Origin of the sequence: Micromonospora sp. NPDC000089 (genome assembly GCF_042899365.1) — a bacterium.
In the GTDB taxonomy this organism is placed as follows: Bacteria; Actinomycetota; Actinomycetes; order Mycobacteriales; family Micromonosporaceae; genus Micromonospora.
In genome coordinates, this window is record NZ_JBIAZT010000009.1 from 233,732 (window position 1) to 253,415 (window position 19,684).

At 75.0% G+C, this 19,684-nt stretch carries 17 protein-coding genes and 1 pseudogene; 11 read left to right on the forward strand and 7 right to left on the reverse strand.

Features of this window, described 5'->3' with window-relative positions:
- Nucleotides 1–84: 84 nt before the first annotated feature.
- From ACFY3U_RS18800 to ACFY3U_RS18815, 4 genes are all read left to right on the forward strand, one after another.
- Entirely contained in the window at nucleotides 85–816 is a 732-nt protein-coding gene (locus ACFY3U_RS18800; protein ID WP_387202913.1) for a lysozyme, read from the forward strand.
- 80 nt (nucleotides 817–896) lie between these two features.
- Entirely contained in the window at nucleotides 897–1,259 is a 363-nt protein-coding gene (locus ACFY3U_RS18805; RefSeq protein WP_387202916.1) for an ArsR/SmtB family transcription factor, read from the forward strand.
- Nucleotides 1,256–1,897, forward strand: coding sequence for an SRPBCC family protein (locus tag ACFY3U_RS18810; RefSeq protein ID WP_387202919.1), 642 nt, complete (start codon nucleotides 1,256–1,258; stop codon nucleotides 1,895–1,897). Before ACFY3U_RS18805 ends, ACFY3U_RS18810 begins: the two co-directional genes overlap by 4 nt.
- A 135-nt stretch (nucleotides 1,898–2,032) precedes the next feature.
- A complete protein-coding gene (locus tag ACFY3U_RS18815) occupies nucleotides 2,033–2,548 on the forward strand; it encodes an NUDIX domain-containing protein (RefSeq protein WP_387202922.1) in 516 nt (171 codons plus the stop codon).
- Between the two features lie 13 nt (nucleotides 2,549–2,561).
- Here ACFY3U_RS18815 and ACFY3U_RS18820 read toward each other — a convergent pair whose 3' ends face one another.
- Together ACFY3U_RS18820 and ACFY3U_RS18825 are read right to left on the reverse strand one after the other, a co-directional pair.
- The gene (locus ACFY3U_RS18820; RefSeq protein ID WP_387202925.1) at nucleotides 2,562–3,653 is read right to left on the reverse strand and encodes a hypothetical protein; all 1,092 of its coding nucleotides are present in this window, start codon (nucleotides 3,651–3,653) and stop codon (nucleotides 2,562–2,564) included.
- Nucleotides 3,654–3,703: 50 nt separating this feature from the next.
- Entirely contained in the window at nucleotides 3,704–5,662 is a 1,959-nt protein-coding gene (locus ACFY3U_RS18825; protein ID WP_387202928.1) for an ABC transporter ATP-binding protein, read from the reverse strand.
- Between the two features lie 235 nt (nucleotides 5,663–5,897).
- On the opposite strand from ACFY3U_RS18825, the gene pgi reads away from it, so the two are divergent.
- The 4 genes from pgi to ACFY3U_RS18845 all read left to right on the forward strand — a co-directional run bounded on the left by pgi (nucleotide 5,898) and on the right by ACFY3U_RS18845 (nucleotide 9,998).
- The gene (gene pgi, locus ACFY3U_RS18830; RefSeq protein WP_387202932.1) at nucleotides 5,898–7,535 is read left to right on the forward strand and encodes a glucose-6-phosphate isomerase; all 1,638 of its coding nucleotides are present in this window, start codon (nucleotides 5,898–5,900) and stop codon (nucleotides 7,533–7,535) included.
- A 107-nt stretch (nucleotides 7,536–7,642) separates the two neighbouring features.
- Complete coding sequence (locus tag ACFY3U_RS18835) at nucleotides 7,643–8,368, forward strand: FadR/GntR family transcriptional regulator (protein ID WP_387202935.1); 726 nt, start codon at nucleotides 7,643–7,645, stop codon at nucleotides 8,366–8,368.
- A complete protein-coding gene (locus ACFY3U_RS18840) occupies nucleotides 8,365–9,216 on the forward strand; it encodes a sterol desaturase family protein (protein ID WP_387202938.1) in 852 nt (283 codons plus the stop codon). Before ACFY3U_RS18835 ends, ACFY3U_RS18840 begins: the two co-directional genes overlap by 4 nt.
- Nucleotides 9,213–9,998 carry a lysoplasmalogenase gene (locus ACFY3U_RS18845; RefSeq protein WP_387202941.1) on the forward strand — a complete coding sequence of 262 codons (786 nt, stop codon included), beginning with the start codon at nucleotides 9,213–9,215 and terminating at the stop codon, nucleotides 9,996–9,998. The genes ACFY3U_RS18840 and ACFY3U_RS18845 overlap by 4 nt, the downstream gene beginning before the upstream one ends.
- Nucleotides 9,999–10,161: 163 nt before the next feature.
- On the opposite strand, the gene ACFY3U_RS18850 is transcribed toward ACFY3U_RS18845, so the two are convergent.
- Nucleotides 10,162–11,883, reverse strand: coding sequence for an acyl-CoA dehydrogenase (locus tag ACFY3U_RS18850; RefSeq protein WP_387202944.1), 1,722 nt, complete (start codon nucleotides 11,881–11,883; stop codon nucleotides 10,162–10,164).
- Nucleotides 11,884–11,904: 21 nt separating this feature from the next.
- Nucleotides 11,905–12,456: a PadR family transcriptional regulator gene (locus ACFY3U_RS18855; RefSeq protein WP_387202947.1), complete on the reverse strand. Its 552-nt coding sequence runs from the start codon at nucleotides 12,454–12,456 to the stop codon at nucleotides 11,905–11,907.
- 169 nt (nucleotides 12,457–12,625) lie between these two features.
- On the opposite strand from ACFY3U_RS18855, the gene ACFY3U_RS18860 reads away from it, so the two are divergent.
- Nucleotides 12,626–12,943, forward strand: a complete 318-nt coding sequence (locus ACFY3U_RS18860) for a hypothetical protein (protein ID WP_387202950.1) — start codon at nucleotides 12,626–12,628, stop codon at nucleotides 12,941–12,943.
- 168 nt (nucleotides 12,944–13,111) lie between these two features.
- Entirely contained in the window at nucleotides 13,112–14,233 is a 1,122-nt protein-coding gene (locus tag ACFY3U_RS18865) for an aromatic acid exporter family protein (RefSeq protein ID WP_387202953.1), read from the forward strand.
- Between the two features lie 30 nt (nucleotides 14,234–14,263).
- On the opposite strand, the gene ACFY3U_RS18870 is transcribed toward ACFY3U_RS18865, so the two are convergent.
- Together ACFY3U_RS18870 and ACFY3U_RS18875 are read right to left on the reverse strand one after the other, a co-directional pair.
- Nucleotides 14,264–14,716: an SRPBCC family protein gene (locus ACFY3U_RS18870; protein WP_387202956.1), complete on the reverse strand. Its 453-nt coding sequence runs from the start codon at nucleotides 14,714–14,716 to the stop codon at nucleotides 14,264–14,266.
- On the reverse strand, nucleotides 14,713–15,771 hold the full coding sequence (locus ACFY3U_RS18875; RefSeq protein WP_387202959.1) for a saccharopine dehydrogenase family protein: 1,059 nt from the start codon (nucleotides 15,769–15,771) through the stop codon (nucleotides 14,713–14,715). Before ACFY3U_RS18875 ends, ACFY3U_RS18870 begins: the two co-directional genes overlap by 4 nt.
- 135 nt (nucleotides 15,772–15,906) lie before the next feature.
- On the opposite strand from ACFY3U_RS18875, the gene ACFY3U_RS18880 reads away from it, so the two are divergent.
- Nucleotides 15,907–16,791 carry a LysR family transcriptional regulator gene (locus ACFY3U_RS18880; RefSeq protein WP_387202962.1) on the forward strand — a complete coding sequence of 295 codons (885 nt, stop codon included), beginning with the start codon at nucleotides 15,907–15,909 and terminating at the stop codon, nucleotides 16,789–16,791.
- Nucleotides 16,792–16,878: 87 nt separating this feature from the next.
- On the opposite strand, the pseudogene ACFY3U_RS18885 reads toward ACFY3U_RS18880, so the two are convergent.
- A pseudogene (locus tag ACFY3U_RS18885) lies at nucleotides 16,879–19,668 on the reverse strand (CDP-alcohol phosphatidyltransferase family protein).
- Nucleotides 19,669–19,684 lie beyond the last annotated feature (16 nt).

A 19,684-nucleotide genomic window follows, 5' to 3' on the forward strand; every position in this document is an offset into this window, starting at 1 on the left:
TCATCTCCGTCTTGTGACCTAATACTGACAGTTCCCTTCACCGCTCCCGCCGCTACCCCCAGCGGCACCCCCGAGGGAGGAAAGATGAACCGTCTCCGCAGCGTCGCGGCCGGATTGTTGGCCACCGCGACCCTGGTCGCCGCGGCCACGCTGGGCGCCGGCCCGGCCGCCGCCGCCCCCGCCGGCACCCCCGGCATGGACGTCTCCGGCTACCAGGGCAACGTCAACTGGTCCGCCGCCTACGGCAACGGCGCCCGGTTCGCCTACGTCAAGGCCACCGAGGGCACCGGCTACACCAACCCGTACTTCGCCCAGCAGTACAACGGCTCGTTCAACGTCGGGATGATCCGCGGGGCGTACCACTTCGCCCTGCCGGACCGCTCCAGCGGCGCCACCCAGGCCAACTACTTCGTCGACCACGGCGGCGGCTGGTCGGCCGACGGCAAGACGCTGCCCGGCGCGCTGGACATCGAGTACAACCCGTACGGCTCGACCTGCTTCGGGCTGAGCCAGGCCTCGATGCGCAGCTGGATCGCGTCGTTCGTCAACCAGTACCAGGCGCGCACCGGCCGGTGGGCCACCATCTACACCACCACCGACTGGTGGTCCACCTGCACCGGCAACACCTCGCAGTTCGCGGCCAACAGCCCGCTGTGGATCGCCCGGTACTCCAGCAGCGTCGGCACCCTGCCGGCCGGCTGGGGGACGTACTCGTTCTGGCAGTACGCGGACGCGGGCACCTACCCCGGCGACCAGAACGTCTGGAACGGCACCCTGGACCGGCTGCGGGTGCTGGCCTGCAACGGCGCCTGCTGAGCCCTTCCCGGCGGCGGGCCACCCGGCCCGCCGCCGGTAGGCTGTTTGCTTATATAAGTCGCTCCTGATACAAAGGGGTTGTGCACGCCTTCGACGTCCTCGGTGATCCGGTGCGTCGGCGCATCCTGGAGCTGCTGGCCTCGGGCGAGCTGACCGCCGGCGACGTCACCGGGGTGATCCAGGAGGAGTTCGGCATCTCCCAGCCGGCCGTCTCCCAGCACCTGCGGGTGCTGCGCGAGAACGGCTTCGCCACCGTACGACCACAGGGCGCCCGGCGCCTCTACGCCGTCGACCCGCGCCCGCTGCGCGAGGTCGACGAGTGGCTGTCCGGGTTCCGGCGGTTCTGGGCGCCGGCCCTCGACGCGCTCGGCACCGAGCTGGCCCGGGGCCGACGCGAACGGCGGCTGCACACCGAGTCGACCGATGACAGGAGCCCACCATGATCGACACCAGCCACCAGATCAGCGCCGTCCGCCGTACGGTCGGCGGCCGCACCCTCGACGCCGGCGAGGCCCGGGTGCTCACCATCAGCCAGACGTACGACGCGCCGCTGGAGGACGTCTGGGACGCCTGCACCAGCGCCGAACGCATCCCCCGCTGGTTCCTGCCGATCTCCGGCGACCTGCGGCTGCACGGCCGCTACCAGTTCGAGGGCAACGCGGGCGGCGTCGTCGAGCGCTGCGACCCGCCGCACAGCTTCGCCGCCACCTGGGAGTTCGGCGGCGAGGTGAGCTGGATCGAGGTCCGGCTCACCCCCGACGGCGACGGCCGCACCCGGTTCACCCTGGAGCACGTCGCGCACGTCGATGACCAGCGGTGGGCCGAGTTCGGCCCGGGCGCGGTGGGCGTCGGCTGGGACTCCGGCCTGCTCGGCCTCGCCTCCCACCTGGCCGACGACGGCAGCGGCGTGACTCCGGAGACGGCCGCCGCCTGGATGGGGTCGGCGGACGGGCGCCGGTTCATGACCGCCAGCAGCGAGGCCTGGCGCGAGGCCAGCGTCGCCGCGGGCACCGACCCCGAGCAGGCCCGGGCCGCCGCCGACCGCACCACGGCCGCCTACACCGGCGCCCCGGCCGCCTGACGGCGACCCGGCGCGCCCGCCCACCCTGGCCCGGGCCGGATCCGGCGCAGACCTCGTCCTGCCCGGCCGCTTGAGGGCCCGGCCCGGGCCACCGTCGGCAGCGCCGGGCCGGCCGGGGCGGTAACGTGCGGCGACATGACCGGCTCCGCGTACTCGCACTGTTCCTTCTGCGGCGCCGCCTATCCGACGGACGCCGGCTGGCCGCGGGTCTGCGCCGCCTGCGGCGAGACGGTGTGGCGCAACCCGCTGCCGGTCGCGGTGGCGCTGTTGCCGGTGCGCACCGACGACGGGGTCGGCCTGGTCGTGGTGCGCCGGGACATCGAGCCGGCCCGCGGCCTGCTCGCGCTGCCCGGCGGCTTCATCGAGTACGGCGAGGAGTGGGCCGACGCGCTGGTCCGGGAGCTGCGGGAGGAGACCGGCCTGGTCGGGCGGGCCGAGCAGGCGCGGCTGTTCGCGGTGCACGGCGCGCCGGCCGGCGGCACCATCATGATCTTCGGTGAGCTGCCGGAGCAGTCGGCCGCCGACCTGCCGCCGTCGGCGCCGACCGAGGAGGCGACCGAGTGGCTGGTGCTCACCGAGCCGGTCGAGCTGGCCTTCTCCACCCACACCGAGGCGATGGCCGAGTTCTTCGCCCGCCGATCCACCGGCTGACCGGTCGCGCCGGTCAGCGGGTGGCGCCGGAGGCGCGGTCGACCATCAGGCCGGCGGCGTCGACCACCTCGAAGTCGCTGCCGCGCAGCCCGTCCAGCGCGTGCAGGGCGTCGTTGTTCCACCGGTCGTCCGGGGCGCCGGAGACGTACCAGGCCGAGCCGTGGTCGGCGACGATCAGGCCGTACCGCTGCATGGCCGTCGCGACAAGCCGGGCCTGCCGGGGCAGCCGAGAGACGTCCACGGTGCGCTTCAGCCGGAGCCGCTGGCCCAGCTGTGGCAGCGCCGGGTCGGTGGCGTCCGAGGCCGAGTGGCTCGCCGGCCAGGTCCAGCCGGTGCGGGTGCGCGGCACGGTCACCCGGATCGCGTGGTCGATCCGCCCGGCGGCCACCTCGTCGTAGCGGACCAGGCCGGCCAGGATGGACAGGCCCGCGGCGTCCGCGGAGGTCCAGCCCGCCCGGCGCAGCCGGTTGGCGCGCAGGTCGAACACCGCCCCCGAGCCGGCCCGCCAACCGGCGCCGGCCGGGTGCGCGTCGAACAGCTCGTAAGACCGGCAGGCGGCGCGATCCCAGACGATGACGTGCCGGTCGCCGTCGCCGCCCGGGCCGCCCTCGATCTTCGCGTCCGGCGGGATCGGGTACGGCCCCGGGTCGCTCTCCCCCGCATAGCCGAAGCTGACCGGGACCCGGCGCTGCCCGGCGCCCACGACGGTGACCGGGATGCCGATCGGCGCGCCCTCCCAGAGGCCGGCGCCGAAGTCGGCGTGCACGTTCGCGTCGGCGCCGATCGCCGCGACCATCGCTGCCGACCGCGGGTGCACCGGGAGCCGGGACACGTCGGCGTGCCAGACGTTGTCCGCCGGCAGCACGGTGCAGGGCTTCGCCGCCGGACGCGGCGCGGCGCCCAGACCGGCCCGGGCGGAGGGGGCGGGCGCCGGCGCGACGGGCGATCCGCTCGGCCGGACCGGCGGGCCGGAGCCGACGGACGCGGCCGGGGCGGCCGCGGCGGACGGGGCGGCGGCGGTCGACCGGTCGGTGCTGCCGCAGCCCGCGACCAGCAGCGCGGTGAGCGCGGCGGCGACGGCGCGGCGGTGGGTCGGCGGGAGCATCCCGGGCATCCTGCCGCAGCGACCCGCCCGCCGTCCACCACCCGCGCGGCTCAGCGGCCGGTGGTCGCGCCCGCGCCCGGTTCGGTGCCGGCGAGGTAGCCGCTGGCCTGCAGGTCGAACAGTTCCCGGTAGAGCCCGCGGGCGGCCATCAGCTCCTCGTGGCGGCCGTGCTCGACGAGCCGGCCGTGCGCGAGCACCAGGATCTGGTCGGCGTGCCGGACGTTGGCCAGCCGGTGGGTGATCAGCACGACCGCCCGGTCGGGGCGGCGCCCCAACTGCTGGAAGAGCGCGTGTTCGGCCCGGGCGTCCAGCGCCGCGGACGGCTCGTCGCAGATCAGCAGGCCGGCGTCGCGGTAGAGGCCGCGGGCGGCGACCAGCCGCTGCCACTGCCCGCCGGACAGGTCGTGGCCGTCCTTGAACTCGCGGTCGAGGAGCGTGTCGTACCCGTTCGGCAGGCCGGTGATCAGCTCGTGCGCGGCGGCGGCGCGGGCCGCGTCCTGCACGCTCGGCCCAGGCTGGCCGGGCCGACGGTCGTACCGGCCGATCCGGATGTTCTGCCGGGCGGTGAACGGGAACCGCCACCAGTCCTGGCTGAGCACGGCGACCTGCCCGGCGGTGTGCGCCGGGTCCAGCTCGGCGGCGTCCACGCCGTCCCACCGGATGGCGCCGCCGGTGGGGCGGTAGAGGCCGGCGATCAACTTGGCCAGGGTGGTCTTGCCGGAGCCGTTCTCGCCGACCAGCGCGACCACCTCGCCGCGGCGCACCACCAGGCTGACCCGGTCGACGGCCGGCGTGTCGGTGTCGGGGTAGCGCAGGCTGACCCCGTCGAGTTCGATCGCCTCGAAGCCCTCGACGGGCCGGCCCCGCCCGGCGGTGATCCGGCCCCGCGCCCGGTCGAGAAAGTCGCGGTAGTCCTGGTAGTAGAGGGCGTCCTCGTAGAGGTTGTTGGTGGCGAAGACGGCCACCCCGAGGCTGGTCCGGGCCGACTGGAGGGCCAGCAGGGCGGTCGCCGCGGCGGCCAGCGCCACCGCGCCGGCCAGCAGCAGGCCGCCGAGGACGGCGTACACCCCGAAGGCCGCGACGCCGCCGACGGACAGCCCGACGGCCCGGGTGGTGCTCTGCGCCCGGGCCAGCCGCAGCTCGGCCCGGGTCTCCACGGTCATCATCCGCTGGTACTCGCCGAGCAGGAAGTCGCGCATCTGGTACGCCCGCACCTCGGCCGCGGTGTGCCGGTTGGCCATCAGCTGGGCGAGCATCCACATCCGCCGCCGGCGGGTGATCCGGGCCAGCATGGCGAGGTACTGCCGGCGGGCCATCCGGACCGCGGTGACCGCCTCGGGCACCGCGGCGAGCAGCAGGCAGGGCAGCAGCAGCGGCTGGATCACGGTCACCGCGGCGGCGGTGGCCAGCACGCCGACCACCCCGGTGAGCAGGTTGACGGTGTGGTCGACGATGGACGCCGCCTCGGCCATGCCCCGGTCGCGTACCCGGTCCATCTCCTCGGCGAAGCCGGCGTCGTCGAAGGCGGCCAGCTCGACCTCGGTGGTGGCCTGGAACAGCCGCAGCTCCGCCGCGTAGTTGATCTGCGGGATCAGCCGGGCCTGGGCCCAGCCGGCGATGACCGTGAGGGTGCCCTTGGCGGCGACCGCGACCGCGGCCAGCGCCAGCGCGGGCAGCGCGGCGCGGACCCGGTCCGGCGTGGGGCCGCTGGCGAACAGTTGGCGCAGCACCCCGGTGGTGGCGAGCAGGCCGAGGGTGGTCATCACGCCGGCCGCCAGGTTGAGGCCCACCGCGGCGAGGGTGTCCCGCCGGTTGGTGGACCAGGCCAGCGCGACGGCCTCCCGGACGAGGTGCGGCAGCCGGCGGGCCACCGCGCGGAAGCTGGTGTGGGCGAACTCGGTGGCCCGGTGCATCCAGTGGCCGTCGGCCAGCTCGGGGAGGACCGGTTCGTCGTCGGGATCGCTCGGGTGCGGATCCGGACCGGGCCGGGGGCCGATCACCGTCGCCATGGGTCCTCCCGGGCCGGGGGGCGGGGGCAGCACCGAGCCTACTGTCCGCGACGGGCTGACGTCTCCTGGTGAGCGGCGTGTCGTACAGGTGTCGCAACGGCGTGTCGCCCGCCACCCGGCGGGGCCGGTCCGCCGCGTCGCGTCGCGCGGCCCGGCCGGGGGTGGCAGGCTGGAGACGAGCCGCCGCGGCCGGCGGCGGCCCGGCGACACCGTCGTGAAGGAGAAGATCGACCCGATGGCTGCCAGTGTGACCACCACCGAGGAATGGCAGGCGCTGCGCAAGCACGCCGAGACGATCCGCGGCACCCACCTGCGGGAGCTGTTCGCCGCCGACGCCGACCGGGGTGAGCGGCTCACCGGCGACGTCGCCGACCTGCACGTCGACTACAGCAAGCACCTGATCACCGACGAGACGCTGACGCTGCTCACCGCGCTCGCCGAGCGGGTGGGGCTGACCGACCGGATCGCCGCGATGTTCGCCGGGCGGCACATCAACTCCACCGAGGACCGCGCGGTGCTGCACACCGCGCTGCGGCTGCCGGCGGACGCCACGCTGACCGTGGACGGCCAGGAGGTGGTCGCCGACGTGCACCGGGTGCTGGACCGGATGGCCGCCTTCGCGCAGCGGGTCCGCTCCGGGCAGTGGCGCGGGCACACCGGCGAGCGGATCACCACCGTGGTCAACATCGGCATCGGCGGGTCCGACCTGGGGCCGGTGATGGCGTACGAGGCGCTGAAGGCGTACCGGGACGCGGGCATCACCTGCCGCTTCGTGTCGAACATCGACCCGACCGACATCCACGACAAGACCTCCGACCTGGACCCGGCGAGCACCCTGTTCGTGGTGGTGTCCAAGACCTTCTCCACCCAGGAGACGCTGGCCAACGCCAACCAGGCGAAGACCTGGCTGCTGTCCGGGCTGGACGCGGAGGACGACGCGGCGATCGCCAGGCACTTCGTCGCGGTGAGCACCAACGAGCAGCGGGTCCGCGACTTCGGCATCGACCCGGAGAACATGTTCGGCTTCTGGGACTGGGTGGGCGGTCGCTACTCGCTGCCGTCCGCGGTCGGCCTGTCGGTGATGCTGGCCATCGGGCCGGACCGGTTCCGGGAGCTGCTGGCCGGCTACCACGCGGTGGACGAGCACTTCCGGACCACCCCGGTGGAGCGCAACCTGCCGGCGCTGCTGGGCCTGCTGAACGTCTGGTACGTCGACTTCCTCGACGCGCAGACCCACGCGGTGCTGCCGTACTCGCAGTACCTGCACCGGTTCCCGGCCTACCTGCAGCAGTTGACCATGGAGAGCAACGGCAAGTCGGTGACCCTGGACGGCACCCCGGTGGACTACCCGACCGGCGAGATCTTCTGGGGTGAGCCGGGCACCAACGGGCAGCACGCCTTCTACCAGCTGATCCACCAGGGCACCGTGCTGATCCCGGCGGACTTCATCGCGTTCAGCCAGCCCAACCACGATCTCGGCGAGATGCACGACCTGTTCATGTCGAACTTCTTCGCGCAGACCGCCGCGCTGGCGTTCGGCCGGACGAAGGAGCAGGTGGAGGCCGAGGGCACCGCGGCGGACGTGGTGCCGCACCGGGTGATGCCGGGCAACCACCCGACCACCTCGATCATCGCGCCGAAGCTGACCCCGGCCACGCTGGGCCAGCTGATCGCCCTGTACGAGCACATCGTGTTCACCGCCGGCGCGATCTGGGACATCAACCCGTTCGACCAGTGGGGGGTGGAGCTGGGCAAGGTGATGGCCAACCAGCTCGCCCCGAAGCTGACCGGCGACGCACCGGACCTGTCCGACGTGGACTCGTCCACCGCGGCGCTGATCCGCCGCTACCGGGCGGAGCGCGGCCGGGCCTGACGTCCGTCGGTGAAAGGGGGTGGCCGGTTCCGGTCACCCCCTTCGTCGTACGGGAAAACTGGTCCAACCAGTTGACGGGTTGATGTGTCGCGGACCACACTGCTGCCGTGGCCTTCGTTCCCGCGCCCCGCAGCTCCGTCTCCGACCACGTCTTCGCCCAGCTCCGCGACGCGATCGTCAGCGGCCGCCACCGGCCGGGCGAGGCGCTGCCCGGCGAGCGGGAGCTGGCCGCCGAGTTCGCGGTCAACCGGCACGCCGTCCGCGAGGGGCTGCGCCGGCTGCAACAGCTCGGCCTGGTGCGGGTCAGCCAGGGCGGCGCCACCCGGGTGCTCGACTGGCGGGTGCACGCCGGCCTCGACCTGGCGCTGTCGCTGACCCAGTCCGGCGACGTGCTGCCGGTCGACCACCTGGTGCGGGACATGATGGAGATGCGGGCCTGCGTCGGCGTCGACGCGGCCCGGCTCTGCGCCGAGCGGGCCACCGCCGAGCTGCGGCGCACCGTCGTCCGGGCCGCGGCGGACTACGCCGCCCTCGCCCCGGACCTGCCCGCGATGGGCGCGGCGAACATCGCGTTCTGGCGGCACGTGGTGGACGGCTCCGGCAACACCGCCTACCTGCTGGCGTTCAACAGCCTGGTGGCCGGGGCGGTGGCGGTCGGCGACGTGCCCCCGCAGCGGCGCGCCACCGAGCTGCTGGACGTGGCCGGGCACCACCGACTGGCCGAGGTGATCGCCGACGGGCGCGGCGACGACGCGGCCGCCCAGGCGCACACGCTGCTCACCGCCGACCTGCCCTCCCCCACCACCACCCCCGGAAGGGAATGCCGAGCATGATCCCCGCCGTGCTCTACGCCGTACCGGCGTTCCTGCTGCTCATCGTCGTCGAGGCGCTGTCGTACCGGTTCGCGCCGGACGACGACGAACGCGGCTACGAGCTGCGCGACACCACCACCAGCCTGAGCATGGGCGCCGGCAGCCAGCTGATCGGTGTGCCGTGGAAGCTGCTCACCGTCGGGCTCTACGCAGCCGTGTGGACGGTGGCGCCGGTGCAGCTGTCCCCCACCAGCGTGTGGACCTGGGTGCTGCTGTTCTTCGCCGACGACCTGGCGTACTACTGGTTCCACCGGGCGCACCACGAGGTACGCCTGTTCTGGGCCGGGCACGTGGTGCACCACTCCAGCATGTTCTTCAACTTCTCCACCGCGCTGCGGCAGAGCTGGACGCCGATGAGCTCGCTGCCGTTCTGGCTGGGCCTGGCGCTGCTCGGCATCCCGCCCTGGATGATCTTCCTGCAGCAGTCGGTCAGCCTGCTCTACCAGTTCTTCCTGCACACCGAGCGGGTCGACCGGCTCCCCCGGCCGATCGAGTGGGTGTTCAACACCCCGTCGCACCACCGGGTGCACCACGGCGCCAATCAGGAGTACCTGGACCGCAACTACGGCGGCATCCTGATCGTCTGGGACCGGCTGTTCGGCAGCTTCGCGCCGGAGCGGGCCGCCGTCCGGTACGGCTTGACCAAGAACATCGCCACCTACAACCCGCTGCGGGTGGCCACCCACGAGTACGCCGCGATCTGGGCCGACGTGCGCCGGGCCACCTCCTGGCGACAGCGGCTCGGCTACCTGCTCGGCCGGCCCGGCTGGCAGCCACGGCAGCCGCTCGCCCCGGCGGTGGCCGGATGACCCCGGCCGGGCGGGCCGCCGCGACCACCCCGGCGCGGTCCGCCGCCGCGACGGATCGTGGCGGCCCGAAGGCGGCACCGGCGCCGACGAGCGGTCCGCCCGGTGCGGGCAGCGTGCCGCGGTTCTGGCCCTGGCTCTTCGCGCTGGTCGTCGCCGTCGAGCTGGTCGGCGTGGCGCTCGATCTCCCCGTTGTGCAGTGGGCGGCCAAGCCGCTGATCGCGCCGCTGCTGCTGGTGCGACTGCTGACCGTACGCCGGCGGTTCGACCCGGTGGCGGCGGGCCTGGTGTTCGCCACGGCCGGCGACGTGGCGCTGCTGCTGCCCGGCACGGCCGCGTTTCTGGTCGGGATGGGCTGCTTCCTCGGCACCCAGGTCTGCTTCCTCGCGGCGTTCCTGCGGCACCGGCGGGCGCCCGTGGCAGTGTTCGCCGGCTACCTGGCGCTCTGGGCCGGCGCGAACGCGCTGCTCTGGGGGCAGCTCGGTGACCTGCGGCTGCCGGTGCTCGGCTACAGCCTGGCGCTGAGCCTGATGGCCGCCGCCGCGGCCGGGGTGTCCCGGCGGGCGGCGGTCGGCGGCGCGCTCTTCCTGGTCTCCGACCTGCTGATCGGGGTGGGCGCGGCCCGGCTGGAGCTGCCCGGTCGCGGGCTGCTGGTGATGGCCACGTATGTGGCGGCGCTGGCCCTGCTCACCTCGGCCTGGAGTGCCACCCGTCACCGCCCGCCCGCTGCGCCTGCTCCGCCTGCTCCGCGCGCCCCGGCCGCCCTGCCCGGCAGGCGCGGTTGACGCGGGCGGCGCGATCGGCCCGGCCGGCGACCAAGATCGTGCTCAATCCATGAAGTAGTGGCCTCGGAATTTGAGCGAGGCCACTACTTCCACGATCGAGCACGATCTTGGAGCGGGGCACCGCGGACGCACGGCCCCAGCCGGGCGGGTGGTGGGTCGGGTGTCAGGGGTTCATCTCGTACGCGCCGGAGAGCGCCTCCACCTGGGACCAGACGCGCGCGGTGCGGGCCGGGTCGGCGACCGGGCGGCGGACCTGGGTGAGCGCCCAGGCGGCCTGCTCGTCGGTGGCGGTCGGCTTGCCGTGCAGCTCGGTGGCGTGGCCGGAGAAGTCGCGGACCAGGATGTCGAAGATCTCGTCCAGCAGGTCGGCGTCCACCCCGGTCAGGTCGGCCTGCTCCAGGATCAGCTGGCCGTAGACCACCAGCGCGAAGAGCTGGCCCAGGGCGAGCAGGAAGTCCAGGTCGCGCTGCTGCTCCTCGGTCGGGGCGTGCGCGGCGAGCAGCCCGACCAGCCCGTCGGCCTGCTCCCGGAACCGGGCCACGTTCGGCACGCCGGCGTGCGCGTCGTACGCGGCCCGCCAGTCGTGGAAGCGGATCGCGCCGAGGCCGCGGGCCGGGCCCTGCCGGAACAGGAACTCGTCGTCGGCCGCGTCGTGCCGGGTGGGCACCGGCGGGAACTCGGCCGGAGAGAACAGGTAGTTCGCCATGAACTTCAGGATCAGCGCCAGGTTGACGTGCACGGTGCCCTCGAGCTTCGGCAGGCCGCGGATGTCCCGGGCGGCCTTGTCGAAGTAGGTGTCCGCCTCGAAGCCCTTCGCGGCGATCACGTCCCAGAGCAGGTCGACGACCTTCTCGCCCTCGGTGGTCACCTTCATCTTGGTCATCGGGTTGAACAGCAGGTACCGGCGGTCGTCCGGGCCGGCCGAGCGGAAGTAGTCGACCGCCCGGTCGCTGAACAGCTTCATCGCCACCAGCCGGGCGTACGCGTCGGCCAGCTCCCGGCGGACGTGCGGGAAGTCGGTGACCCGGCGGCCGTAGAGCACCCGGTTGTGGGCGTGGGTGACCGCCTCGTACATGGCGTGCTCGCAGATGCCGATGCTGGCGGTGCAGAGGTTGAACTTGCCGACGTTGACGGTGTTCAGCGCGGCGTCGAAGGCGGCCCGCCCGGTGTGCAGCACGTCCTCGGCGCGCACCGGGTAGTCGTCGAGGTGGAACTCGCTGACGTACATCTGGGCGTTCACCACGTTGCGCACCAGCCGGTACGCGGGGTGCCGGCTGTCGGCGGCGAAGAACACGTACCCGTCGGGGCCTTCGACGTCGGCGCGCCGGCCGAAGACCGAGACCAGCCCGGCGACGTTGCCGTTGCCGATGTAGTACTTGCCGCCGGTGGCCCGGAAACCGCCGTCGCCGTCCGGGGTGAGCAGCAGGTCGGTGGAGTAGATGTCGGCGCCGTGGGCGCGCTCGGAGAGGCCGAACGCCATCACGTGGCCCTCGTCGAGCAGCGCGGCGGCGCGGGCCCGGGCGGCGGCGTTGTCGCTCTGCCAGACCGGGCCGAGGCCGAGCACGGTGACCTGCCAGGTGTACCAGTAGCCGAGGCCGTAGAAGCCGAGCACCTCGCTGAGCGCGGCGTTGCGGGCGGTGTCCCAGCGCTTGGCCGGGTCGCCGTCGGCGTCCGCGGCCGGGGTGAGGAAGGTGGCGAACAGCCCGCTGGACGCGGCGAAGTCGAGGAAGTCGGCGTACCAGGTGTGGTCGTTGTAGCTGGCCACCAGGGCCCGCTTGCCCCGGGTCTCGAACCAGTCGACGGTGGCGCGCAGCAGCCGGCGGGACTCGTCGTCCAGGTGGGTGGGGTCGTAGGTGTGCGGGTCGAGCAGCGGCGAGTCGGCCATCGGTTCCTCCTCAGGTGGTGGTCAGCGGTCCAGGTCACGCAGGGTGGTCAGCACGTCGTCGAGCCAGGCCAGCACCATCCGCTCGTACCCGATGCCACCGCGCAGCACGACGTGCTGCAGGGCCGCGCGGGCGTCCGGGGCGACGGGCCCGGGGAAGTCCCGGCGTTCGCCGGCGAGGTAGCCGGCGAGGACGGCCTCGTGGTCGGCGCGGTAGCGCTCGACCTCGGTGATCAGGGCGGCCCGCCCGGCCCGGTCGGTGAAGGCGGCGCCGCGGATCTTCACGGCCAGCTCGTGCCGGACCGCCTCCGGCTGGACCGGGGCGCGCAGCCAGTCGGCGAGCTCCGCCCGCCCGGCCGGGGCGGCCGACCAGCACCGCTTGTCGGGGCGACCGTCCTGGCCGACCTGCTCGGCGGTCACCCAGCCGTCCGCCTCCATCCGCTTGAGCACGCGGTAGATCTGCTGGTGGGTGGCCGTCCAGAAGCGACCGATGGAACGGTCGAAGCGGTGGGCCAACTCGTAGCCGGACGCCGGTCGCTCCAGCAGGGAGACCAGGATCGCGTGTTCGAGGGCCACGACCGGCATCCTGCTATGCAACTCGTTGCATAGGCAAGGCCGCTGCGGCGTCGGTCACACCGGCCCGGACCGGCGCGAACCCTCCCGGTGGCGGTGCCCACTGGATGCGGGAGGTTTAGCCCCGGCCGTCACCGGAGACGTTTCCCCGGAATCCACCAAGGGGGGAACCATGTCCGAGACCGACCGGCCACAGCTGCGAACAGCGCCCGCGGGGGTGACCGACACGGCCCTGTGGCGGCTCGCCACGGCGGTGGTCGAGGCCCACCAGCCGGACGAGACCGGGCAGCACTGCGACAACCTGTTCTGCCACCACCAGGAGTGGCCCTGCGCCCCCTACCGCAAGGCGCAGCGCGCGCTCGCCCTCTCCGGCGCCGAGCCCGAGCAGCCGGCCCAGCAGCCCGGCCGCACCGAGCAGCCCGGCCGCGACGACCGATGGCAGGAGCCGCAGCGCGCCGTGCCGAACCGCCGCTCCCGCACCGCCGCCTGAGCGCCCACCCGCCACCTGACCACCCCACCCGGCGGCCACGTCGACGGCCGCGGCCGGGATGCCGCGCCGCCGGGTTTACCAGGGCCTTCCCGCCGGGTACCGGCTCCGACCGGGCCGTGTTGATCACGACGCGGCCGGGACGGGCAGCGGACACGGGGGCGGTACGACGTGCGGGACAGGATCCGATCGGCCGGGGGCCGGCTGCGCCGGGGTGCGATCCCGGCGCTGGAGGCGGCGACCGCCGCGACCATCGCCTGGATCGTGGCCGCGCAACTCATCGGCCACCCCGACCCGTTCTTCGCGCCCAGCGCCGCGCTGATCGTGCTGGGCGAGGCGCGCGGCCAGCGGCTGCGGCAGACCGTGGAGATGGTGCTCGGCGTGGCCGCCGGCGTGCTCGCCGCCGAGGTGGCGCTGCACTCGCTGGAGCTGGGCACCGGCACCGTGTTCCTGGTGCTGCTGCTGACCATCGGCGTGATGCTGACCCTGGGGGCTAGCAGCACGCTCACCGTGCAGGCGGCGATCTCCGCGCTCTACCTGGTGGCGGTGGCCGCGCCGAAGGGCGCGCCGATGCAGTTCCGGTTCGTCGACGCGCTGATCGGCGGGGCGGTGGCGCTGGCCGCGAGCCAGCTGATGGTCGCCCGCGACCCGCTCGCCCCGCTGGTGGCGCAGGCCCGGCAGACGTACGCCGACCTGGCCGACCTGCTCGGCCGGATCGACGACGCGCTGGCCCGGTGCGACGAGCGGGAGATGCGCGACACCCTGGAACGGGCCCGCGAGCTTGACGACTGCGTGGAGCGGCTGCGCTGTGCCGTGGAGGCGTGCGGCGAGTCGCTGCGGCTGCGGATCCGGATGCGCCGGCACCTCGGCCAGATCGGCGAGGTGGAGGCCACCTGCCGGCAGCTGGACTACGCGGCCCGCAACATCCGGGTGCTGGCCCGCAACGGGGTGACGCTCACCCGGCTGCACACCGCGGCGCCGCCCGAGCTGAACGACGCGGTGCGGGCGCTGCGCAAGGCCGTCCGGGCCGCCGCCGACGCGCTCTCCACCGGCGTACGCGGGCGGGACGACGCGGCCGAGCACGCCGACCGGGCCGACGCCGCCGCCCTGGAGGCGGTCCGGATCGCCGCCGGGCTGCTGCGCACCGACCCGCCGCTGCCGGTGGTGATGATCGTCGGCCAGATCCGGGCCACCGCCATCGACCTGATGCGCGGGATCGGCACGGACGACGCCGCCGTGCTCGGCCGGGTCGACGAGGCGCTCGGCCTGCCGACCCCTGCCCCGGCGGGCTGAGGGCGCCCCGCGGCCCGGACGAGGCCCCGGTCAGCCTCCGATGCCCTCCAGCCACCGCTGGTGCCGGCTCAGCAGGGCCGCCCGCAGCCACCACCGGCCGGCGGACGGCAGCGGGCCGGCCTGCGTCTCCTCGGTCACCACCCGGGTGCCACCGGGCACCGGGCTCAACAGCCAACGGTGGTGGCCACGCCCACCGACGGCACGCCCGGTCCAGCCCAGCACCCGGTGCGGCTCCCAGCGGTCGACCACGCACGTCACCCGCACACCCAACGTGACCCAACGGAACCCGGTGCCGGGACCGAGCCGGTCGTCCCCGTCGGGCAGCGCCACCCGGCTCGCGGAGGCGTACCAGGTCGGCCAGTCGGCAGCCGCGACGAGGCGCGCCCAGACCCGCTCGGCGGGCAGCGGCACCACCAACTCGTTGCGCACGTACACCGGCGTGTCGACCGGATCGAGGCCCACCGGCCAGCGCGGCCCGGTCACCTGACGTCCCGCAGTCGCACATCCGGCCCGGTCAGCGCCACCTGCGGCCCGTGCACCTGGGCCGGGGTGCGGTAGCCCGGTTCGGTGACCCCCGCCGCGGTACGCGCCGACACCTCGGCCGCGGTCCGGGCGGTCCACAGGTACGGCTCCGGCCCCTCCAGCACCGCCTCGGCCCGGCGCCCCTGGTCGTCGGTCACCACCCCGTGGACGAGGCTGGCACCGTCGGCGAGTTGGGCGTCGGTCGGCCCGGCGGGGAGTCGCCGAAGCAGCGCGTCCCGAGCCCGCACCGACACGCCGCGGGTGAGCAGGCCGCGCAGCGGATATCCCAGGCGCAGCAGGGCGCGGACGGGCGGGGGCGCCGCGAAGAACGTGGCGATGTCCGGGATGCCGGTGGAGAGGCCCGCGGAGACGACGTCCGCCCGCCACGGGTTGGTGACCACCGTGCTGGTCGTGCCCTCGTGGGTGATCCGGCGGCGTTCGGCCCCGGCGCGGGTCGGGACCAGCCGGCCGTTCCGCCGCTGGACGCCCTCGGTCGGCAGTCCGGCCAGCAGGGTGCCGACCGTGCCCCGGGAGAGCCCGCCGCGGGTGACGAAGGAGAGTTCCAACCGCCGGGCACCGGGCAGCCGGCGGGCCAGGTGGACCGCCATCGCGTCGGTGGGCACCACTCCGAAACCGACTCCCGGCATGGCCATCACCCCTGCCGCCCGGCAGTCGGCGTCCCGCCCCCACGCGGTGAGGAACTCGGGCGCCTCACCCGACAGGTCCAGGTAGTGGGTGCCGGTACGCAGGCACGCGTCGAGCAGTGGCGGCTGCGTCGTCACGAACGGGCCGGCGGCGTTCAGCAGGACCGCCGCGCCGTCGAGCAGCCGGTCCAGGCCGGCCGGATCGTCGAGCTCCGCGACCCGTACCGGCAGGGAGAGAGCCTCGCCGACGGCGGCGAGCCGGGCCCGGTCCCGGCCGGCGAGCAGCGGGTGCAGCCCGCGCTCCACCGCCTCTCGGGCGCAGAGTCGGCCGATGTACCCGGTGGCGCCGTAGATGACAATGGTGGTGTCCACGAGGCCACCATGCGCCGCCCGCGCGGTCGGCGTCCAAGAGACAACTCCTCCCCCACCGATAGTGCGGGCCGATCGAGCCTGGCCACCAGCGTGGCCACCCCGTCGGCCCGTGCTCCGGGTCACTAGATTGGGCCGGTGGACCTCGACCGGGTGCGTGCCTTCGTCACCGCCGCCGACCTGATGAGCTTCACCCGCGCGGCCGAGGAGCTGGGGCTCGCCCAACCGTCGCTCTCCGCCCGGATCCGGGGGCTCGAGGACGAGATCGGCGTGGACCTGTTCGACCGGTCCCGGCGGCAGGTCCGGCTCACCGCGGCGGGACAGGTCTTCCTCGGTCACGCCCGCCGGCTGCTGGCCGCCGCCCAGGAGGCGGTCGCCGAGGCGCGGGCGGCCGCCGCCGGCCCGTCCCGCCGCCTGGCGATCACCACCCTGGCCGCCGCGGTGGAAGAGATGAAGGCCGGGGTGCTCGTCGCGCTGCGACACCGGGCGCCGGAGCTGACCGTCACGTTGACCGGGGTGCCGTTCGAGGCGCACGTGCGGATGGTGCGCGACGGCGAGGCCGACGCCGCCTACCTGTGGCCGCCGTACACCGCCACCACCCTGGCCGGCCTGCACGTCGAACCGTTGCGGGACTTCCCCCGGCTGCTCGCCGTGCCCGCCCGGCACCCGCTGGCCACCCGCGGCGCGTTACGGGTGGCCGACCTGACCGCTGCGCCCCAGGTACCGCTGCCGCCCGGCACCGACCCGCTGTTCGAGGCGAGCTGGCGGCTGGTGCCCACACCGCCGATCGCCGACGTACCGCCGGTGCGCGACGTCGCCGCCCTGCTCTCCGCGGTGGCTCACGGGGTGGGCTGCTGCCCGGTCCCGGAGCTGCTGGCCCGCACCGCCGGCACACCCGGGGTGGCGTTCGTGCCGCTCGCCGACGCCGGGCCGGCCACCCTGGCGCTGGCCTGGCGACGCGACGGGGCGGACGATCGACACGCGCTGTTGCGGACGGTCGCCCGCCGGTCGCTGCGGAGCTGAGCCGAGCGGGGCGGGCCGTGGCTCCGGCCACGACGGGCGACACGGTGACCGGCGCCCGGGCCGACGTTCAGCGGGCCCGGCGGGCGTTCAGCGGGGCCCGGGCGGCGCCGCCCGGGCGGGCGAGCGGGCGGGGCCGAACGCGGTGAGGAACCGGTCCCGGAACGTGTCCATCCGCCAGACCGGGGCGTCCGGCCCGGGGCGCAGGCCCGGCTGCCAGCCCCAACCGTCCACCCGGGCCAGCACCGCCGGGTCGCGGGCGACGATGGTGATCGGCACGTCCCGGCCGGCGTGCTCCCCGGTCACCACCGGGGCGGGCTGGTGATCGCCGAGGAAGACCAGCACCAGGTCGTCGTCGCCGTAGGTCTCCAAATAGGAGATCAGCGTGTTCAGCGAGTACTCGATCGACCGGCGGTAGCCCTCGCGTACCTGGGCGGTGTCGCGCCCGACCACGTCCTTCGGGTTCGCCGCCACCGAGGTCGGCCGGTGGTAGATCGCGCCGTCGCCGACCCGGTCCCAGTCGAGCAGTCGGGGGATCGCCGCCCAGGGCGAGTGGCTGGAGATCAGCGGGATCTCCGCCATCAGCGGGGCGTGGCCAGGCACCGCGCGCTCCCGGCGCTGGAAGGTGGCCAGGGTGTACTGGTCCGGCATCGGGGCGTAGCTGAACGCCGGCCCGCGATAGTCGAGCCCGGCCGCGTCGTGGTAGCGGTCGAAGCCGAAGAACGTCTTCTCCGGCCACGGCTGGGTCGCCGCGGGCATCACCCCGACGGTCTGCCAGCCGGCCCGCCGGAACGCCCCGTTCAGGGTGAGCCGGTCACCGGCCAGCAGGTCCGTGTGTCGCTGCTGGTTGTCGACCCAGACCCCGGACAGCAGGGTGTCGTGGGCCAGCCAGCTGCCGCCACCGGCGGTCGGCGAGGTGAGGAAGCCGCTGCGGGCGGCGAACCCGGCGGCGGCCAACCGGCGGGTCCCGCCGTCCAGCACCGCGTCGACCTGCGGCGCGAGCCCCGGGTCCTCGACCGCGGACCGGCCGTAGCTCTCCACGAACGCCAGCACCACGTCCTTGCCGCGCAGCCCGGTGAGCAGCTGGTCGCCCGGGGTGTCCCGGAAGGCGTCGGCGCCCACCTGGGCGGCGAAGGCGTCGGCGTCGCGCAGCCCGGCGCCGAGCGCGACGACGTGCTGCCGCACCAGCGCGGAGGTGGACGAGTCGGCGACCGGCACCCCGAACGCCGCGCCGACCACCCAGAGCGCGGTCAGGCCGGCCACCACCCGGACGGTCGCCCGGTCGTGCCGGGCCGCCACCCGGGTCAGTCGCAGCACCGAGCGGGTGGTCGCCGCGAGCAGCGCGACGACCAGGCCGACCAGCGCCACCGACGCGCCCACCGCGCCGGCCCGACCCACCGAGTCGCGGACGAAGCCGTACCCGTCGTCCAGCAGCACCCAGTCGATCACCAGGTCGAACGGCCGCGCCAGGCTGGCCGACATGCCCACGTCGAGCACCTTGACCACGGCCAGCGCGCCGAGCGTGACGCCGGCCAGCACCGCCACCACCCGCCGCGCCCGGCCGCGCAGGGCCAGCAGCGCCGCGGCCCCGACCAACCCCTCCACCGGTACGCGCAGGAAGGCGGCCGGGCGCAGCTGGTCGTACCGGTCGGGGGCGGTCAGCACGGCCAGCACGAGCAGCCCGGCCAGGGCCGTGGTCGCGGTGGCCACGCCGGCCCGCAGCCGGTCGCGCCCCAGCTGACGGGCGGCGGGTTCCGGCCCGGCGGGCGGGGTGGGGGCGACCGCCGGGCGGCGGCGCAGGTGCGACAGCAGCGACACTGCGAGGTCCCCTTCCTGGGGTGAACTGCGGCGGGCGGACGGTACCGCTCAGACCGGAACGGAGGCAGCCGGCACGCGCGACGCCGGCACGGGCGCGGTCGGCACCGACGGCGCCCGCCCGGGCGCCGTCGACGCGGCTCGGGCCGGCCGGCCCTCAGCGGCCGGCATCGCGGTGGCCACGGCACCGTCGGGCGCCGGCCGGGCCGCGGCGGCCGGGACCGCAGCGGCGGGCGGCAGGGCCCGGGCCGGGCGGTGCCACCAGAGCCAGCCCACGTCGTGGCCGAACGACTCCACCAGCAGCGCCAGCGCGACCGCCACCAGCACCGTGGCGGCGCCGGGCGGCAGCACGTCCGCGGCCGCGGTGAGCAGCAGCACGCCCTGCGCGGCGGCCACCACCTTGCGCCAGTACCGGGCCGGCAGGCCGCCGCGCAGCCACGGCAGCACCCGACCGGCCGCCACGTACCCGTACCGCATCGCCCCGATCGCCAGCACCCAGCCGCCGGTTGCCGGCGCCACCTGGACGCTGAGCACCAGGATCAGGAACGCGTCGACCTCCATGTCGAACCGCGCGCCGAGCGCGCTGGCCGTGCCGGTGCGCCGGGCCACCAGGCCGTCCACCGCGTCCAGCGCGAGCGCCACCGCGGCCAGCGGCACCAGCACCCGCAGCGGCGCCGGGCCGGCGACCGCGTCGACCACCAGCGCGGTCACCCCGCCGACCAGCACCGCCCGGGCCAGCGTCACCCGGTCGGCCGGCCCCAGCCCGCACGCGCGGGAGCGGCGGGCCGCGGCCGGCCGGTCGGCAGCCTCGGCCCACCCTGGACCCGACCGGTCCGCGCCGGGGGCGCGGGCCGACCGGTCCCCTTCGACCGGGTGCCCGGCCACCGTGGACCCGGCCCGGTCGCGTCGGCGCAGCCCGCGGGTGAGCGCCGCACAGAGCACCACGCCGTACCCGACGCCGGCCAGCCACCCGGCGGCGTCCAACCCGACCGTCGTGGCCAGGCCGGCCAGCAGCACGATCTGCGCGCCCAGCCCGATCACCGGACCCGTTCGAACCCTGGACACCGCGCCTCCGTGGTTA

Excerpts from the sequence above, each read along its gene's own strand:
- ACFY3U_RS18800 (WP_387202913.1), top strand. The coding sequence starts at position 85 with ATGAACCGTCTCCGCAGCGTCGCGGCCGGATTGTTGGCCACCGCGACC.
- ACFY3U_RS18810 (WP_387202919.1), top strand. The coding sequence starts at position 1,256 with ATGATCGACACCAGCCACCAGATCAGCGCCGTCCGCCGTACGGTCGGC.
- ACFY3U_RS18815 (WP_387202922.1), top strand. The coding sequence starts at position 2,033 with ATGACCGGCTCCGCGTACTCGCACTGTTCCTTCTGCGGCGCCGCCTAT.
- ACFY3U_RS18820 (WP_387202925.1), bottom strand. The coding sequence starts at position 3,653 with ATGCTCCCGCCGACCCACCGCCGCGCCGTCGCCGCCGCGCTCACCGCG.
- ACFY3U_RS18825 (WP_387202928.1), bottom strand. The coding sequence starts at position 5,662 with ATGGCGACGGTGATCGGCCCCCGGCCCGGTCCGGATCCGCACCCGAGC.
- pgi (WP_387202932.1), top strand. The coding sequence starts at position 5,898 with ATGGCTGCCAGTGTGACCACCACCGAGGAATGGCAGGCGCTGCGCAAG.
- ACFY3U_RS18840 (WP_387202938.1), top strand. The coding sequence starts at position 8,365 with ATGATCCCCGCCGTGCTCTACGCCGTACCGGCGTTCCTGCTGCTCATC.
- ACFY3U_RS18845 (WP_387202941.1), top strand. The coding sequence starts at position 9,213 with ATGACCCCGGCCGGGCGGGCCGCCGCGACCACCCCGGCGCGGTCCGCC.
- ACFY3U_RS18850 (WP_387202944.1), bottom strand. The coding sequence starts at position 11,883 with ATGGCCGACTCGCCGCTGCTCGACCCGCACACCTACGACCCCACCCAC.
- ACFY3U_RS18860 (WP_387202950.1), top strand. The coding sequence starts at position 12,626 with ATGTCCGAGACCGACCGGCCACAGCTGCGAACAGCGCCCGCGGGGGTG.